We start from the raw sequence: 16,310 nt of genomic DNA, 5'->3' as shown, positions 1-16,310 counted from the left end.
GGCGGGCCTCAGCGGACGAGGTCCGCCAAGGGCACGCCGAGGACGTGCGCGATGTGGGAGAGCGTCCGCAAGGTGGGGTTCGCCCGGCCGGCCTCGATGTCCTGGTAGTGGGCGCGGTTCATCGGCACTGCCAGGAAGACCTTCTCTTGGGTGAGGTTCTTGTGCTCGCGGACCTCCCGAATGCGCTGGCCGATGTGCTGTGCATCGCGGTCGAACTGGGCCTCGGGCGGGTCTGCTGGCATTCGACAAACGCTGTGACCTGCGCGATCCTGTGTCAGCCTGGTGACACCAGGCATCTTTCGATCTTGCGGAGCCGGGCAGGTGCGCGGCGTGCGCCTGCCCGGGTCCCGTCAGGCGGGAGCCGCGGTTGGTCCCTCGCGCGAGGCGCCTATCCGCCCAGATGGTGGAGCCGTGGTCTCCCTGCCGCCCCGGGCCCTACAGTGGGCTCGGGGCGGCGCCCGTTCGGGGGAATGGTTCCTCGCCAAAATGGGCCCAGTCTTAGGGCAAGCGCCTTTCCTTAGTTTGGTCTGAGGCGACCTGCGAATAGGCAGGTGAGCACATCGCTAAACGCGTGACACCTTCTAAGCGCTTGGCCGCAGGTTCGAGTCCTGCCGGGGGCGCCACAGCCGCGGACCGGCGGGATGGCCATGGGCAGGACCGACGCACGGCTGCGCTGCGCTGTACCGGACGACTTCCAGAACGCGGCGACCGAGATCGCCGACTGGTCACCGGTCGCGGAAGCCGTGGACGTCGTCCTCTTCGGCACCCACATCGACGACGCGGACATCTGGCCGCGGCCCTCGCCGACTTCGACATCGTCGTGACCCGGCGCGACCGCGTCCCCTCCCCCGGCTGAAGCCGCTCGTCACCTCAGGCAGGCGCAACTCGGTCATCGACCACGCGGCGGGCGAGGCGCACGGCCTCACCGTGCGCGGCATGGCGGGTTCTCTCTCCCCCCCCGCCCGCCGAACTGACCTGGGCCCCGCCCCCTTCCCGCCGCTCCCCGTGCCGTGCCCTGCTGCTCCGCCCGGCCCACGGCATCGTCGAGGAGAGCGCCGCCCTGCGCACCGGCGGCCCCTGGCAGTCGGCCCTCGGCGCCGCCCTGCGTGGCCGCTGCCTCGGACTGCTCGGCCTGGGGAAGATCGGGAGCCGCGTGGCCCAGGTCGGCCTCGCCTTCGGCATGCGTGTCAGCGCCGGGGCCAGAACCTCACCGAGGAGCGCGCCTTCGAGGTCGGCGCGGAGCTCGTCCCCTCCAAGGAGGACGTGCCGGCTAGCAGCGTCTTCGACATCGAGCCACTGCCCGTCGACCACCCGATGCGCACGGCCCCCGCCGCCTGGCCACGCCACACTCGGGCTACGTCTCCCGCGCCAGCTGCGCGACGTACTACGGCCAGGGGGCGAGAACATCCCGGCCTGCCTGGCCGGTTCGTCTGTGCGGCTCCTGTCGCCGGCGCGTGTATCGGCCTGCGGAGTTGTCGAGGTGGCTGATCGGTGAGGGTCGCCGAGTGCGGTGTGGCGGCGGCGGTGGCAGGCGTGGAGGAGGGCCGCCAAGCGGTGCGGCCATCCATGCCGAGGTGGCCGCCACCGTCGGGGGTGCCGCCCGGTTCTTGATGTCGACGTGGATCAGCTCGCCCGCCCGAGCCCGCTCGTAGCGGCGGGCGGGCCGGCCGGCGGGCCCGCCCAGCGAGGCCCGGCGGTTCAGGCCGGGCCCGCCCAGGATGCGGTGCACGGCCGGGCCCGCCCAGGATGCGGTGCACGGCCGGGCCCGCCCAGGATGCGGTGCACGGCCGGGGCGGAACACGCCTGGGCCGGGCCGATTCGGGCCGGGCCCCGGGCCTGGGCCCGGTCCGCAGGCGGCAGACGTGGGACACCGCAGGACACGGGCTCTCCTCGGCTGACAGCCCGGTCCGCAGGCGGCAGACGTGGGCCTCGACCACCGCGGACGTCCGGTGCGGTGCCGTGCGACCAGGGACCGTCTTCCGGATCACTCGGGGCCCACGGGGCGGCCAGGCACGTCACTCGGAGTCGGGCTGATCCCGAACGAAGGCTCTAGGCGTACCGGTAGATCCCACTGTGATCCTCCAGTTCGGCGGGTGTCACGTCCCACGGCGGCAACTTCTCGTGCCGTGCGACGATCCGGCCGCGCTGGGCGTCGCCCCGGGGGAGCGGCTTTGCGGGGAGGTAGCGGGCGCCCCGGTGCCGCCGCTGCCAGCGGGACCAGAGGAGGTCGACGAAGGCGTGGTGCATCCAGAAGACGGGGTCGTTGACGGAGGCGCCGCCGACCATGTGGCCGCCGACCCAACGGTGGACCCGGTTGTGGGTGTGCCACGAAGCGGCGCCCCGACCTCGCCCCCACCCCTCCAGCTTGTTGCGGAACCCCTTGGCGGACGTGGAGTCCCAGGGGGCCGTGTCGTAGACGGGGTCGTCGATGGCCCGTTCCACGTCGTCGGCCTTGGGCAGGGCGATCGGGTCCCGGGAACGGCCCAGGTCGCGCCTGAGGAACTCGGTCTGGGTGATTCCGACCTTGATGGTCCACTTGCCGTTGCGGTAGGCGAAGGGGCCGGTCATGACCTGCCGGTCGGACGGGCGCCCGGTGCCGCCGAGCAGGTCGTCGGTCCACGGTACGGCCGTGGGGGTGCGGTTGCGCGTCCAGTCCCAGTACGGCACGGTCACCGACTCGTCGACCCGGCGCAGCGCGTCCTCCAGGTCCAGCAAGAACCTGCGGTGCCAGGGCAGGAAGGAGGGTGCCATGTGGGCGGTGCGCAGCCCGTGTTCACCGTCGGAGACGTAGTACTCGATGTGTGTGCGCACGAACTCGTCGTACTCGCCGCGGCGTTTGACCTCGAGCAGCGCGTTGACGAACCGGCGCCGCTCGGACCGGGTGAGGGTGCTGACGTCCTTACGCGTGTACACCATGGTGGTGATCTCCCTCGGTTGCCTTGCCTCCGCCCGGCGTGCGGCTGGGCTCCACGCCGCTGCCCCCGTCGTCCGGCGCGCCCAGTTGTTCGGTGGGACCGAGTTCGTCGACGGCCGCGCGCGCGGCGGCGAGTGGGGTCGGATACGAGCAGTAGTGGTCGACCATGCTCATCCAGCTGCCGTCCGCCCGTCGCATCAGATGCAGCGGTCGCCCGTCCACGGTGACGTGCCACGCGCCGGAGCCGTCGCGCCCGGACCGCCAGTCGCCCTCCCTGACGCCGACGATGCGGCGCCCGCGATACGTCTCGGCGAACCGCGCTTCCTCCGCTCCGGCCGGCCTCGACGCCACCAGGAACGGCGCGAACACCCCGCCGACCGCCGATGCGGACAGCCCCCACAGCACCCGCCGCCGTCCTGTGGCGCGCGGGAGGCCGACGACGGCTGACGGACGGTCGTCAGCGGGCCCCGCCTCATCGTGTGCCGATGGACACCGGAATGGTCTGTTGGTTCGCAACGGTATGTCTCCTCTCGTCACGACGGACACCTGCCAGCCATGTGGAACACAGCCCAAGGGCCGATCCCGCACGCGACGGAATCGGCCCTGGACGGTCACAAGCGCCCGCTACGCAAGTCCAGCAGAGAGCCCGAATTGAATATCCGGGCGAAAACCTGAGACGAAGGAACGCCCGAACCGCTCAGACCTGCAGGGTGCGTCCGTCCAGCACATGACCCTTGGCCTGCTCGGTCAGGGTGGTCTTCGCGTCCTCGACGGCGCCCGACAGACCGCTCGTCTGCTCGTCGAGCACATTCGCCTGGTTCAGCACCGGCAGGTCGGCGGGGTCCTTGGCAAGCTGGTTCACCACACCGGTGACGTCGTGCTTGCCCACCGCGAGGTCCAGCGCGAAGGCGGGAGCGGCGACACCGGCCACGACCATGGACCCGGCGATGACGGCGGCAGCCTTCAGAGACTTCATCGTGTTCCTTTCTTCGGCAACTGGAAAGTCACCAGGGGGAATTGCTTCACCGCCTCTAACGATCCCCGGACGCCGCGGAAACTCCGCGCACAGAAAATTCCGGTCCCCGCGCGCAAGCTCACCCGAATGAAGGGCATGTCTTATCTGGGTTTCTCATTCTCCTATGAACGCGGGATGAACACGGGAGGCCATGAAGCCCGTGGCACCGGCCGTGGGCCAGCCGCGATACCGGGCGCTCACCGGGACCCGACCGCGGTGATCGCGGCGTCCACGGCAGTGCCTCGCGGCCTTGCGCCTCGCGAGACCGGGACCCCATCGGTACCGGCACGGCGCACCCCTGCCTTGCCATCAGGACGCCAACCCGGCGCCGGTCAGGGAGGTTTCGACACACGTGTCCCCCTTTCCCGATAAAGGAGAAGTTCCGAGATAGAGTGATGTGTCCTGATTCAGCCCGATAAGTTGATGTCATCGCGAAAGGGCAACGCCGGCCATGCGTCACGCCCGGGGTCTTTCCATTGCGGCACGCACGGGGATCCACCTGTCCGACGGCCCGTCAGGGCGGGGCGGCCACCTTCCACGTCGTCCCGCACGGTGATGACCGGCCGGTCTTCGGGCTCGTCGCGCAGCGCGACACGGGCGGCTTCGCCACGCGTCCTCCATGTCACCCAGCCGGTGGACGGCGGAGTCGCCCGCGTGGTCACCGAGCTGGTGCGTGCGCAACGTGCGGCCGGTTTCGGCGTCACGGTCGCGTGCCCCGAGAGCGGCCTCGCACAGGAACTGCGGGAACTCGGTGCGAGCGTACGGAACTGGCCCGCCACGCGGGCGCCGGGACGGTCGCTCCCCGGTGAGGTGCGCCGGCTCGCACGCGTCGTCGACGAGGTCCGGCCCGACGTGCTGCACGCGCACAGTGCCAAGGCCGGGCTCGCGGCCCGGCTGGCGGTACGGGGGCGCATCCCGACGGTGTTCCAGCCGCACGCCTGGTCGTTCGAGGCGGTCGGCGGGGTCACGGCGGTGGCCGCCGTGGCGTGGGAGCGGTGGGGGGCACGGTGGGCCGCCCGTGTGGTGTGCGTCAGCGAGGCGGAACGCGAGCGAGGTGTGCGCGCCAAAGTGCGCGCCCACTGGCGGGTCATCCCCAACGGCATCGACCCGGCGCGCTTCCACCCCACCGCCGTCACCGCCGCACGAGCCGCCCTCGCACCGCTCACCGGCCTCGATCCGGCCGTTCCGCTGGTGGTCTGCGTGGGACGGCTCTGCCGGCAGAAGGGGCAGGACGTGCTGCTCGAGGCATGGTCCTCGGTGCTGCGGCGGGTTCCCGGGGCCAGGCTGGCGCTCGTCGGGGACGGGCCGGAGGAAGCGCGGCTGCGGCACCGCGCGCCCGAGGGCGTGCTGTTCGCCGGGGCCGTGGCCGATGCCGTCCCCTGGTACCAGGCGGCCGACCTGGTGGTGCTGCCGTCGCGCTGGGAGGGCATGGCGCTGGCCCCGCTCGAGGCGATGGCGTGCGGGCGTCCCGTCCTGGTCACGGACGTGGCCGGGGCGCGCGAGAGCCTGCCGCCCGGTCACCAGGCGCACTGTCTGGTGCCCGCCGGCCGACCGGGCCCGCTGGGCGACGCGCTCACCCGGGCTCTGCTCGATCCGCTGCTGCGGGAGTCGCTCGGCCACCAGGGGCGCCGCCACGTACTGACCGCGCACGACGTGCGGCACTCGGCCGAGGCGGTCGCGGCCCTCTACCGCGAACTCCTCGACGCCGGGCGCACGGTGACCCACCGCGCGGAACACACCGAGTGCAGGGAGTCCATCCGCTCGTGACCGCCGAACGTACCGTCGCTCCCCCCGGCAGCCAGCCACCGGAGCACGGATTGCCGCCCGTCTCGGTCATTCCCCCGCGCGGGACCGCCGACGGCTTGCGGCGCCCAGCTGGGCAACGCCCCACGGCGCGCCCCGCTCCGGGGATGCCGCTGCTCGCCGCGGACGCGGCCGCCGCGCTCGCCGCCGCCCCCGCACTCCCCCACCCCCTGCTGGCCGCGCCCCTGTTGCTCGCCGTCCTCTGTCTGAACGCACGGGCGGCGCTGTACCGCCCCGCCGCCGTCCCCGCCGCACTGGACGAACTCCCCGCCGTCTGCGCCCGGATCACGGTGAGCTGGTGCGTGCTCGCGGCCCTGGTCGCGGCGTTCTCCCCGGCGCATGCCCTGTCCGTCCGTACGCTGCTGACCGGCTGCGCCGTGCAGTGGGCGGCGAGTTGCGCGGGCCGCGGCATGGTGCACTGGCGTCGCCGCCGGGCACTGGTCCGCCACCCCGCCGCCGCCCTCGTCGTCGGTTCTGCCGCCACCGCCCAGCGCGTGGCCGCCGCCTTCCTGCGCCACCCTGGATGCGGCCTCAGGCCGGTGGGCGTCCTCGCCGACGGCCCGGCCTGCGGCGAGGGACTGCCGGTGCTCGGCACCGACGAGGAGGTACACCGGGCCGTCATCCAGAACGGCGTACAGGCCGTGCTCGTCGTGGGCCCGGCGGGCGAACGCGGGCCGCTGCTGCGGACGTTGGCCGAGTCGGGTTGCACGCTGTGGGAGGTGGACGCGGACGCGGCGGCGTACGACCGGGCGAGGAGCGCCGCGTACGACGAAGCCGGATGCACGGCCGGCGACCGGGGCCCACGCGAGCGGATCGCCGGCTTCTCCTGCCGCCGCCTGGAGGCCCGTCGACACCGCGGCGGCCCCGCCAAGCGCGCCCTCGACGTCCTGGTCTCCGGGATCCTGCTGCTGCTGGTCAGCCCGGTGCTGCTGGCCTGCGCGCTCGTGCTGCGGGTCAGCGACGGGCCGGGCGTCGTCTTCCGTCAGGAGCGCGTCGGCAAGGACGGCCGCCCTTTCACGCTGCTGAAGTTCCGCACCCATCGCCCGTCCGACGCACACGAGGCCGCCACCCGCTGGAGCGTGGCGGGCGAGCGGGACATGAGCCGCTTCTGCCGTTTCCTGCGCCGCAGTTCGCTCGACGAGCTGCCCCAGTTGTGGAACGTCTTCCGGGGCGACATGACCCTGGTCGGGCCGCGTCCCGAACGCCCGTACTTCGTCGCCGTGTTCAGCGAGAGCTACCCCGGTTACGCCGCCCGCCACCGCATGCGGACCGGCATCACCGGGCTCGCCCAGATCCACGGACTGCGCGGCGACACCTCCATCGAGGACCGCGCCCGGTTCGACAACGCGTACATCGACGACTGGTCGCTGTGGCAGGACGTGTGCATCCTGCTGCGCACGGTCGCCTCGCTGGTCCGCCCGACGGGGAGCTGAAGCCCGGTGAGTCACGCGTACGCCCTGCCCGCCGCGCGCGAGGCGGCGCCCGTCCTGCCGGTGGTGGCGGTGATCGCCCTGCTCGCGGTGCCCGTCGCCCCGGACGGTGAGGGGGGCGCGACCCCCGCGGACGCCGCGTCCGGTGTCCTGGTTCTGTGGTGCGTCGTACGTCTGCTGCTCCACCGGCGGCGCCCCCTGTCGCGTACCGCCGCCGTGGTGCTGGGCCTGCCCGTGGTCGGGTTCGCGGTGGCGGCGACGGGGGCCGCCGTGCCGGGCGCGGCGGTCACCGGCTTCGCGCGCTGTCTGCAGATCTTCGTACTCGTCCCGGCCGCCGTCCTGCTGCTCCTCCGTGACCGGCGCGACGTCCGACTGCTGGCCTGGGCGGTGGTGGGGCTCGCGCTGTGGCAGGGAGCCGTCGGGGTGCACCAGTACGCGACCGGGACCGGCGCCTCGTACATGGGCCAGGAGATCCGCGCCGTCGGCACCTTCGGGCCGGGCGACGTCATGGCGATGGCGAGTGTGGTCTCCTTCGGGCTGGTGTGCGCGGTGGGGCTGGCACTGGGACCCGCGCCGGTACGGAAGGGGCACCTCCCTGCGCGAGCGGAGCCGAGCGCTCGGGGGCGGGTGTGGGCCGTGGTGTGCGCACTGCTGCTGGTGGTGCCGCTGGCCGTGTCCTTCAGCCGGGGCGCGTGGATCGCCACCGCCCTGGCCTGCGGAGCGCAACTGGCGCTGGCGGGCCTGCGGCGGGCGGTGACGGCGGGGGCGGTCGTGGCCGCCGTCGCCGTGCTCCTCGTCGGCGGGATCGGTGTCGGCTCCGCGCTGCTCCAGGAGAGGCTGAGCACCATCGGGCAGGTCGCCGACGCACCCGACCAGTCGGTCACCGACCGGTACACGATGTGGGCGGCGGCCACGGGCATGTGGCGCGAGCGGCCGCTGACGGGCGTCGGCCTCAAGGGCTTCCCCGAGCACCGCGACGGGCACGCCTCACTGGCCCTGTCCTCGGGCAGCGATACGGAGGGCGCGGGCGCCGCGTACCGAAAGCAGCCGCTGCTGTCGCCGCACAACATGTACCTGCTGGTGCTCAGCGAGCAGGGACTCGTCGGGCTGCTGGCGCTGGCGGGAAGCTGGCTGGCCCTGCTGGTGCTGGGGCTGCGGCGGCTGGTCCGCGTGCGCAGGGCGGACGGCCCCGGCCTCGACTGCGCGCTGGTGGCCTGCGGGCTGCTGATCTGGCATTTGATCGACTTCGCGTACGCCGACATCGGCGGGCCCACAACCGTCCTCACCGCCGTCTGCTTCGGGTTGACGGCGTGGTGGGCGCTGGCGAGTGACGACCCGGCCGCCTCCCGGAAGGCCGTGGCACGATGACGATCACCCCTCCCGGCGCCAGGGGCACCACGCTCCCCCCGGCACGCGCCGGCACGGACACCGGCGGCCCCGGACCCGTCTCGCAGGGCTTCCTCGCCCGGGCGGCCCTCGTCACCGTCGTCCTGTCCCTGGCCGGTGCGCTGCTGGGGCTCGGCCGGGACCAGGCGCTGGCGCATCTCTTCGGTGCGGGGAGCGACACGGACGCCTTCCTGGTCGCCTGGACCGTGCCGGAGTTCGCGGCGACGCTGCTGATCGAGGACGGGCTGGCCTTCGTCCTCGTACCGGCGTTCAGCGCCGCCGTGGCCCGCCGCGCCCAGGCGGGTGCGGGCGACCCGGTGCGCGTCCTGGTCCGCGGCACGCTGCCCCGCCTGTCGCTGGCGTTCGCCGCCGTGTCGGCGCTGCTCGTCTGCGGCGCGCCGTACGTGGTCGAGGCGCTGGCGCCGGGGATCCCCGACCCGGATCTCGCGGTGGACTGCACCCGGCTGACCGGCACCTGTGTCCTCACCTTCGGCCTCGCCGGCTTCTGCAGCGCGTTCCTGCGCGCACACCGCCGGTTCGTCGCGCCCGCGGCCATCTACGTCGCCTACAACGCCGCCATCATCACGGCGATGTTCGGTCTCGGCGGCCGCTGGGGCGTAGGGGCGGCGGCGGTCGGTGTCGCGGCGGGTGGGGCGCTCATGGTCGTCGCCCAACTGCCCGCTGTCCTGCGACAGTCGCACCGCGGGCAGACGGTCCTCCCGGAGGACGCGGCGGACCCACCGGACCGGCGCGCCATGAACCTCTCCCTCATCGTCACCGTCCTGCTCTTCGCCCTGTGCCGCCAGTCCCAGGTCCTCATCGAGCGCTTTCTGGCCTCCCCACTCCCCGCCGGCGCCATCTCGCACCTGAACTACGCCCAGAAGGTGGGCCAGATGCCGATGGTGCTCGCCCTGATGCTGTGCACGGTCACCTTTCCGGTCGTGGCGCAGGCGCTGGCCGAGGGCGACACCGAGCGGGCCCGCGACCGCGTCGAACGCGACCTCGCGGTGGTGTCGTGCGTCGTGCTGCTCGGCGCGGCGGCCGTCGTCGCGTGTGCCCCGCACCTCGTCCATCTCCTCTTCCAGCGGGGCGCGTTCACCGCACAGGACACCGCGGCCACCGCCGCCGTGATGCGCGTGTACGCGCTCGGGCTGCTCGGCCACGCACTGGTGGGCGTGCTCGTCCGGTCGTACTTCTCGGCGGGGCGGCCCACCTGGTACCCGGTGGCCGCCATGGCCGCCGGGATCGTCGCCACGTCCTGGATCGGCGCGGCGACGGTCGGTTCGTGGGGCGTGCCGGGGATCGCCGCGGCCAACGCCGCCGGCATCACCCTCACCGCCCTGATCCTGCTGTGCGGCATGAAGACGCGCGGAGTGCCGATCCGCACGCGGCCGGTGCTGACCGGGATGGGCAAGCCGCTGCGCGCGGCGGTCGTCGCCTGCGGCGTAGGCGGGGTCTGCGCGGGCCGCATCGACTCCCCCGTCCTCGGGCTCGCGGCCGGTGGCACGGCCGTGACCGTCGTCTTCCTCCTGCTCGCCCGGCCCTCGGGCGCGCAGCATCTCGCACCCGCCCTGCGCACCGTCTCCAGGAGGCTTCCGCATGCCCGTTTCCGCTGACCGCGGCCCTTCCACCGCCCCCGCACCGGCCACGCCCCCGCTCACCCCCGGCCCTCCCCCGTGGGTGGCGATGTACCACTCGGTGGGCGACTGCTCCCAGGATCCGTACCGCGTCACCGTCTCGCCCCGCCGCCTGGACCGGCAGCTGGGCTGGCTGCGCCGCCGGGGCCTGCGCGGCGTCGGCGTGCGGGAGCTGCTCGCCGCGCGCGCCCGGGGCGCGGGCCGGGATCTGGTGGGGCTGACCTTCGACGACGGGTACGCCGACTTCCTCACCCACGCCCTGCCGCTGCTGCACCGCCACGGCTGCGGCGCCACCCTGTTCGTGCTGCCGGGCAGGCTGGGCGGCGACAACGCCTGGGACCCGCTCGGCCCGCGCAAGCCGCTGCTGTCGGCGGAGGGCATCCGGCAGGCCGCCGCCGAGGGGATCGAGATCGGCTCGCACGGCCTCACGCACGTGGACCTGACCCGGGCCGACGACGCGCTGCTCCGCGCCGAGGTGAACGACAGTGGAGACCTGCTCTCCGACCTGACCGGTGCTCCCGTCAGCGGCTTCTGCTACCCGTACGGGAAGGTCGACCGCCGCGTCGTCGACGCCGTGGAGAAGGCCGGCTACGCCTACGCCTGTGCCACCGACCCCGGCCACCTGGCGAGCCTCCTCGCCCTGCCCCGGGTCCACGTCGGCGAGCGGGACACGGCCTGGCGGCTGCACCTCAAGCGCGGGCTGCACCGGCTGCGCCACCGTGCCGCCGAAGGGGTGTGAGCTCCGCGATGCCCGCGCTGAAGGCCCTGCACGTGATCACCGGCCTGGGCGTCGGCGGTGCGGAGCAACAACTGCGGCTGCTGCTGCGCCACCTGCCCGTCGACTGCGACGTCGTGACGCTCACCAACCCCGGCGCGGTCGCCGAGGGCCTGTCGGCGGACGGCGTCCGTGTCGTCCACCTGGGCATGGCCGGCAACCGCGACCTGACCGCCGTACCGCGCCTGGCCCGCCTGATCCGGTCCGGCCGGTACGACCTCGTGCACACCCACCTCTACCGGGCCTGCGTGTACGGCAGGGTCGCCGCCCGCCTGGCGGGCGTCCGGGCCGTGGTGGCCACCGAACACTCCCTCGGCGGCTCGCAGATGGAGGGCCGCGCCCTGACCGCCGGCGTGCGCGCCCTGTACCTGGCCAGCGAACGGCTGGGCCGCGCCACGGTCGCGGTCTCCCCCACGGTGGCCGACCGGCTCACGCGCTGGGGCGTACCCGCGCCGCGCATCGAGATCGTGCCCAACGGCATCGACGTGGCCCGCTTCCGCTTCGACCCGGTCGCCCGCGAACGCACCCGCCGCCGGCTGGGGCTGCCGGACGACGTGTACGTCGTCGGCGGCATCGGCCGGCTGACCGCGGGCAAGCGGTTCGACGTCCTGATCGGCGCCCTCGCCCGGCTCCCCCGTGACTACAGGCTTCTGCTGGTCGGCGACGGCCCGCAGGAGAACGTGCTGCGGCGCACCGCCCAACGGGCGGGGGTGACCGACCGGGTGATGTTCACGGGCGAACGGCCGTACCTGCCCGACGGCACCTCCGGCCCCGACCTGCCGTCGCTGACCTCGGCGATGGACGTGCTGGTCTCGCCGAGCCCCGAGGAGGCCTTCGGCCTCGCCGTCGTGGAGGGCATGGCAGCAGGGCTGCCGGTGCTGTACGCCTCCTGCCCGGCCGTCGAGGATCTCCCGCCGCGCCTCTCCGCCGGGGCCCGCCGGGTGCGGGGCGGCGCCGACGCGTTCGCCCGCGCCCTGACCGAGACCCGCGCCCTGACCGAGATCCGGGCCGGGGCCGAGGCCGGCCGGCCCCACCCGCCGACCCGTCCCGCCTCGGCCGCCGCCCGCCACTACTGCATCACGCGCAGCGCCGCACGGCTCATGGACGTGTACGCGGCCGCCCTCTCCTGCTCGTCCCCGTCCTCCCCGGGAGTGACCCCCTGATGACCTCCATCACCTCCAAGGCCGCACCCCCGTCGCCCCCGACCCGGCGGCGCCCGGCGCTCCGGCGCCTGAGCGCGCTGCCGCCGTGGTCCCTGCTGGTGGCCGGCACCCTCGCCGGAGGCCTCGCCGGAGGCGCGTACGGCGCTCTCACGCCGCCCACCTACTCGGCCACGGCGTACGTCATCGCCGTACCGACCGCGACGTCGGACCCGCAGACGGCGCTCGGCTTCGCCCAGGCGTACGGCCGGGTCGCCACGCAGCCCGCGGTGCTCGGGGACGCCCAGGTGCGGGCGGGCGTGCCGGTGAGGACGCTGCGGGAGAGCGTGCGGTCGGCGACCTCGCCGGACGCGCCGATGGTGGCCGTGACGGCCACGTCCGAACGCGCCGGTCTCGCCGCCGACATGGCCAACGCGGTCGCCCGCTCGCTGACCCGGCACGCCGACGACGCCAAGGGCGCCACGCACGTCGCACTCCTGCCGTTCTCCCGGGCCGTCAAGCCCACCGAACCGTCCTCGGCGTCCCCGGCACTGACCGGCCTCGTGGGCGCGAGCGCGGGCGGCCTGCTGGGCGGCCTCGCGCTGCTGATCCGTCCCCGGCGCGCCGCCGCCGAGGGCGCCCGCCCGGCCACCGTGCCCGCTCCGGCCCCCGCCGCCGACGCGCAGGAACAGCTGTGAGCGCGCTGCTGCGGACCGACGCCGGCACGCTGCGGGCCGAGCTGTGCACCGACGAGCGGGAGTTCGCCGCGCTGGGTCCCGCCTGGGAGCGCCTGTACCGCAGGTGTGCCGCGGCGACTCCGTTCCAGAGCCACGCCTGGCTGCACTCGTGGTGGATGTCGTACGGAAACCCCGGCCAGCTGCGGCTGGTGCTGGTGCGCGACGGCGGCGAGCTGCGAGCGGCTGCACCGCTCATGCGGGTCGGGCGGGTGCTGCCCCGGCTCGTCCCGCTGGGCGGGGCGATCTCCGATTACGGAGACGTGCTGCTCGACGACGAGCACGCCGACCGGGCGGTGCCCGCGCTCGCCGAGGCACTGTCGGCGGCCGCCCGCACCGCGCTGATCGACCTCCGCGAGGTCCGTCCGGGCGGCGCGGCCGAGAGGGTCTACGCGTACTGGCGGGGCCCGCGCCGCCGGGTGGGCGACTCGCTGTGCCTGGAGCTGCCCGCCGTGCCGATGGAGGAGCTGGCAGCCCGGCTGCCCGGGGCGAAGGCCCGGCGGGCGCGGGCCCACCTGCGCAAACTGACCGCGCTGGGCGTGACGCGCCGGACCGCTCCCCCCGACGAGGTGGGCGCGGCACTGCGGCGGCTCCTCGCACTGCACCGGCTGCAGTGGCAGGGCCGCGGAGTAACGGCGGAGCACCTCCGGGAACGGTTCGCCGCGCACCTCGTGCGCGCGGCCGTGGCGCTGGTGCGCTCAGGAGATGCCGTGGTCACCGAGTTCCTGCTGGACGGCGAGGTGGTGGCCGTCGACCTGACGCTGCTGTCGCCTCGCCTGGCGGGCTGCTATCTGTACGGCGTCCATCCGCGGCTGCGCGAGCGGAAGGCGGACATCGCCGTGATGCTGCTGGACGCCGGCACCCGGCACGCCGTCAGCGGTGAGCGCTGCACGCTCAGCCTGCTGCGCGGCGACGAACCGTACAAGCGCCGCTGGCGCCCCGACCCCGTGGTCAACCAGCGGCTGCTGCTGGCCCGGCGGCGCACCGCCCCGCTGATGTCGGTGGTCATCTGCGAGGTCGCAGCGCGCGCCCGGGCCAGGTCACTGGTGCGCGGCTGGAAGGAACGGCGCGGCGGCAGGACCTGAGCCTTCCGCCGCCGTCCGGCCGGTGAGGACATCGGGGTCGTCACCGGAAGCGCGACCACCAGTCGAAGCGGATGCAGAGCCTTCCGCCGAGCCAGTGCTCGACCCAGTCGCCCAGGTCCAGCGGCGAGCATTCCGGGTGGGGCGGTGCCGTCGGTGCCGGCCGGGGCGTCGGCACGGGACTGGGCACCGGCACCGGCTCGGAGCGGCCGGAGAGCACGGACCGGTACACCTCGGCCGCCTTCGGGTTCCGCCCGCACTGCCACACGCCGTGCGGGCAGTAGTCGGTGATCGAGTGGTACAGCGGCTTGTGCACGTCGATCCAGGCGAGCATGCGCCGCATGTACTCCGGGTTGTCGCCGTTGCGGAACAGGCCCCACTCCGGGAACGAGATGGGCTTGCCGTGTTCCTTCGCGAAGTCCACGTGCGTTTGCAGGCCGTACGGTTCCGTCACCTGTCCGTCGAAGGACAGCCCCTGCGGCTGGTCGTACGCGTCCATGCCGATGATGTCGACCGTGGCGTCGCCCGGATAGCAGTCGGTCCAGGGAACGGCGTCCCGCCCGCGGCTCGGTGTGAAGTCGAACCGGAACCTCTGACCCGGCACCGAGCGCATGGTGGTGACGATTCTGTTCCAGTAGGTCTTCCAGGCCTCCGGGTCCGGCCCGCATCGGTGGGTGTACGTGATGCCGTTCATCTCCCAGCCGAGCACGAGGACGGTGTCCGGCACCCCCAAGTCGACCAGCCGCTCGGCCAGACGGCGGTAGTGCGGGTCGAACTCCCCGGCCGCGCCCCGGCGCAGCAGGCCACGGACCTCGGCGTCGGAGAGGCCCTCCTCGTTGCGTTCCAGCATGGGCACGTTGAGGACGAGCATCCGGTCGGCCCTCTCCCGGCGCCAGTTCGCCCAGGCGTCGAGGAAGCCGGGGGCGCCTTCGATGTTGCTCCAGCGGTCGCCCGGCAGATAGGTGCGCCCCACGCGCAGGTGGCGGCCGTCCAGCCACCGGCTGATCCCGGCCATACGGAGCACCCCGAGAGGGCTGTAGTGGAGGTAGACGCCGAGGGCGGGCTGCGGGTCGGGGGATGCGGACAGTGCGGGTGGGACGACGGGAGCCGCCGCGGCCGTCGGCACGGGGACTGTCGGCATCGGGGCCGTCAGCACGGGGACTGTCGGCATCGGGGCCGTCGGCACCGGCGTCATCGGAACAGGCGTCTCGGCGGCCTCTTCCACCCCGGCGCCCACGGCGAGTCCGGGTACCTGTGCCAGAACGGCCGACGTGAGAAGAGCGGCCGCGACGTGCACGGCCCATCTTCCGCGGCGCCGTTGCCGAGCGGCCATGGCTGTCCCTCTTCTCCGCTCATCGGCGGCAGCCGGAGCGTGCGCCGCCACTCGTTTGTCCGTATCCACCCCGTTGACCAGTCATATGTATGCCCCCTCTGTCGACTGGGTTCTTCGCCTGCGCACACCCCGATCACCCGCACGAGTGAGCCGCGGCCGAGGAGACTCAGGGTGATTCCGGGAGCAGGCCGGAACGCACGAGGGTGCCGGACGTGGTCCGTCCGGCACCCTGAGCGCTGTACTACCGGCGGGACGCGGCCCGGCCTCGTCGGTACAGGACGGCGCCGCTGGTCAGCAGCAGCGCGGCGACGCCGGAAGCCGCGAGCACCTGCTGGTCACTGCCGGTCTCGGGAAGAGAGGGCGGCTCGGTCGGGGGCTCGGTGTGCGGTGGGGACGACGCAGGCGGCGTGGTCGGCGGCTCAGTCTCCTTCGGCGGCGTGGTGGACGGTGACGTCGGCGGCTTCGTCTCCGTCGGCGGCTTCGCCGTCGGCGTGTCGCCGTAGCCGCCTTCCTCCTCGCCGTAGCCACTTTCGTCGTGGCCGTAACCGTTGTCGTCGTCGCTGTCGCCCTCTCCGTAGCCACTTTCGTCGTGGCCGTGGTCGGCGTCGTCGTCGCCGTATCCGCTCTCTTCATCGGTGGTGGCCGACGACGTCAGCGGTGTTGTCTGTGCCGACGGCGCGGCGGAGTGCTGCGTGGAGGAGGCGTCACCCTGGTCACCCGGCGTCTTGGAGTCGCCACCGGCGCCCTCGTTCTTGCCCGCGTCACCGTAACCGGCCTTGTCGACGTCACCACTGTCGTGGTCGTAACCGTCGTGTTTGCGGTCGTCACCGGTGCCGGAGGCCGGGCCGCTCGTGCACGAGTCCCCGTAGGACGGGTCCACCGCGGCCTGCACGCCACTGGATTCGCCGCAGGCGCTCGCGGAAACCTCGGAGTGCGAGACCGCGTACGCCTGGATACCGTACATGGGCAGGATGCCCGTCGCGGCGGCGGCCACGACCATCCCCCTGCTCAGTTTTTTTCGCATCTCGTCGTCTTCCTGTTTGAAAGTGAAACGCCGGCCCT

The 16,310-nt window shown here is 73.6% G+C and carries 14 protein-coding genes and 1 pseudogene; 9 read left to right on the top strand and 6 right to left on the bottom strand.

The window, feature by feature from the left end:
- Positions 1–8: 8 nt before the first annotated feature.
- Positions 9–242 carry a helix-turn-helix domain-containing protein gene (locus ACIG0D_RS01525; protein WP_399795572.1) on the bottom strand — a complete coding sequence of 78 codons (234 nt, stop codon included), beginning with the start codon at positions 240–242 and terminating at the stop codon, positions 9–11.
- A 399-nt stretch (positions 243–641) separates the two neighbouring features.
- Between ACIG0D_RS01525 and ACIG0D_RS01520 the strand changes: the two are divergent.
- Positions 642–1,495: pseudogene (locus ACIG0D_RS01520) on the top strand (NAD(P)-dependent oxidoreductase).
- Between the two features lie 554 nt (positions 1,496–2,049).
- Here ACIG0D_RS01520 and ACIG0D_RS01515 read toward each other — a convergent pair.
- From ACIG0D_RS01515 to ACIG0D_RS01505, 3 genes are all read right to left on the bottom strand, one after another.
- Positions 2,050–2,916 (bottom strand): tyrosinase family protein, encoded by an 867-nt coding sequence (locus tag ACIG0D_RS01515; RefSeq protein WP_399795571.1) that lies wholly within the window; start codon positions 2,914–2,916, stop codon positions 2,050–2,052.
- On the bottom strand, positions 2,900–3,319 hold the full coding sequence (locus ACIG0D_RS01510; RefSeq protein WP_399795570.1) for a tyrosinase family oxidase copper chaperone: 420 nt from the start codon (positions 3,317–3,319) through the stop codon (positions 2,900–2,902). The genes ACIG0D_RS01515 and ACIG0D_RS01510 overlap by 17 nt, the downstream gene beginning before the upstream one ends.
- A 292-nt stretch (positions 3,320–3,611) precedes the next feature.
- Positions 3,612–3,890 (bottom strand): hypothetical protein, encoded by a 279-nt coding sequence (locus ACIG0D_RS01505; protein ID WP_399795569.1) that lies wholly within the window; start codon positions 3,888–3,890, stop codon positions 3,612–3,614.
- Positions 3,891–4,484: 594 nt separating this feature from the next.
- Here ACIG0D_RS01505 and ACIG0D_RS01500 point away from each other — a divergent pair.
- The 8 genes from ACIG0D_RS01500 to ACIG0D_RS01465 are packed head-to-tail and all read left to right on the top strand — an operon-like array spanning position 4,485 to position 13,918.
- Positions 4,485–5,696, top strand: a complete 1,212-nt coding sequence (locus tag ACIG0D_RS01500; RefSeq protein WP_399795568.1) for a glycosyltransferase — start codon at positions 4,485–4,487, stop codon at positions 5,694–5,696.
- On the top strand, positions 5,693–7,165 hold the full coding sequence (locus ACIG0D_RS01495; RefSeq protein WP_399795567.1) for an exopolysaccharide biosynthesis polyprenyl glycosylphosphotransferase: 1,473 nt from the start codon (positions 5,693–5,695) through the stop codon (positions 7,163–7,165). Before ACIG0D_RS01500 ends, ACIG0D_RS01495 begins: the two co-directional genes overlap by 4 nt.
- Before the next feature lie 6 nt (positions 7,166–7,171).
- The gene (locus ACIG0D_RS01490; RefSeq protein WP_399795566.1) at positions 7,172–8,530 is read left to right on the top strand and encodes an O-antigen ligase family protein; all 1,359 of its coding nucleotides are present in this window, start codon (positions 7,172–7,174) and stop codon (positions 8,528–8,530) included.
- Complete coding sequence (gene murJ, locus ACIG0D_RS01485) at positions 8,527–10,164, top strand: murein biosynthesis integral membrane protein MurJ (protein ID WP_399795565.1); 1,638 nt, start codon at positions 8,527–8,529, stop codon at positions 10,162–10,164. Before ACIG0D_RS01490 ends, murJ begins: the two co-directional genes overlap by 4 nt.
- Positions 10,148–10,924, top strand: coding sequence for a polysaccharide deacetylase family protein (locus ACIG0D_RS01480; protein ID WP_399795564.1), 777 nt, complete (start codon positions 10,148–10,150; stop codon positions 10,922–10,924). The genes murJ and ACIG0D_RS01480 overlap by 17 nt, the downstream gene beginning before the upstream one ends.
- An 8-nt stretch (positions 10,925–10,932) precedes the next feature.
- A complete protein-coding gene (locus tag ACIG0D_RS01475) occupies positions 10,933–12,123 on the top strand; it encodes a glycosyltransferase (protein WP_399795563.1) in 1,191 nt (396 codons plus the stop codon).
- Positions 12,123–12,797: a lipopolysaccharide biosynthesis protein gene (locus ACIG0D_RS01470; RefSeq protein ID WP_399795562.1), complete on the top strand. Its 675-nt coding sequence runs from the start codon at positions 12,123–12,125 to the stop codon at positions 12,795–12,797. The genes ACIG0D_RS01475 and ACIG0D_RS01470 overlap by 1 nt, the downstream gene beginning before the upstream one ends.
- The gene (locus ACIG0D_RS01465; RefSeq protein WP_399795561.1) at positions 12,794–13,918 is read left to right on the top strand and encodes a GNAT family N-acetyltransferase; all 1,125 of its coding nucleotides are present in this window, start codon (positions 12,794–12,796) and stop codon (positions 13,916–13,918) included. The genes ACIG0D_RS01470 and ACIG0D_RS01465 overlap by 4 nt, the downstream gene beginning before the upstream one ends.
- 40 nt (positions 13,919–13,958) lie before the next feature.
- Here the strand turns inward: ACIG0D_RS01465 and ACIG0D_RS01460 are convergent, their stop codons facing one another.
- Positions 13,959–15,248: a glycoside hydrolase family 26 protein gene (locus ACIG0D_RS01460; RefSeq protein ID WP_399795560.1), complete on the bottom strand. Its 1,290-nt coding sequence runs from the start codon at positions 15,246–15,248 to the stop codon at positions 13,959–13,961.
- Between the two features lie 241 nt (positions 15,249–15,489).
- Positions 15,490–16,272 carry an LPXTG cell wall anchor domain-containing protein gene (locus ACIG0D_RS01455; protein WP_399795559.1) on the bottom strand — a complete coding sequence of 261 codons (783 nt, stop codon included), beginning with the start codon at positions 16,270–16,272 and terminating at the stop codon, positions 15,490–15,492.
- Positions 16,273–16,310: the final 38 nt, after the last annotated feature.

This window comes from Streptomyces sp. NPDC052773 (assembly GCF_044547145.1).
Taxonomy (GTDB): domain Bacteria; phylum Actinomycetota; class Actinomycetes; order Streptomycetales; family Streptomycetaceae; genus Streptomyces.
The sequence above is the reverse complement of the archived record's forward strand: the minus strand, read 5'-3'. Positions and strand labels throughout refer to the sequence as shown.

Bases quoted from the DNA above. Each gene is read 5' to 3' on its own strand.
- ACIG0D_RS01455 (WP_399795559.1), bottom strand. From the start codon at position 16,272: ATGCGAAAAAAACTGAGCAGGGGGATGGTCGTGGCCGCCGCCGCGACG.
- ACIG0D_RS01480 (WP_399795564.1), top strand. From the start codon at position 10,148: ATGCCCGTTTCCGCTGACCGCGGCCCTTCCACCGCCCCCGCACCGGCC.
- murJ (WP_399795565.1), top strand. From the start codon at position 8,527: ATGACGATCACCCCTCCCGGCGCCAGGGGCACCACGCTCCCCCCGGCA.
- ACIG0D_RS01505 (WP_399795569.1), bottom strand. From the start codon at position 3,890: ATGAAGTCTCTGAAGGCTGCCGCCGTCATCGCCGGGTCCATGGTCGTG.
- ACIG0D_RS01460 (WP_399795560.1), bottom strand. From the start codon at position 15,248: ATGGCCGCTCGGCAACGGCGCCGCGGAAGATGGGCCGTGCACGTCGCG.
- ACIG0D_RS01475 (WP_399795563.1), top strand. From the start codon at position 10,933: ATGCCCGCGCTGAAGGCCCTGCACGTGATCACCGGCCTGGGCGTCGGC.
- ACIG0D_RS01470 (WP_399795562.1), top strand. From the start codon at position 12,123: ATGACCTCCATCACCTCCAAGGCCGCACCCCCGTCGCCCCCGACCCGG.
- ACIG0D_RS01515 (WP_399795571.1), bottom strand. From the start codon at position 2,916: ATGGTGTACACGCGTAAGGACGTCAGCACCCTCACCCGGTCCGAGCGG.
- ACIG0D_RS01525 (WP_399795572.1), bottom strand. From the start codon at position 242: ATGCCAGCAGACCCGCCCGAGGCCCAGTTCGACCGCGATGCACAGCAC.
- ACIG0D_RS01500 (WP_399795568.1), top strand. From the start codon at position 4,485: ATGACCGGCCGGTCTTCGGGCTCGTCGCGCAGCGCGACACGGGCGGCT.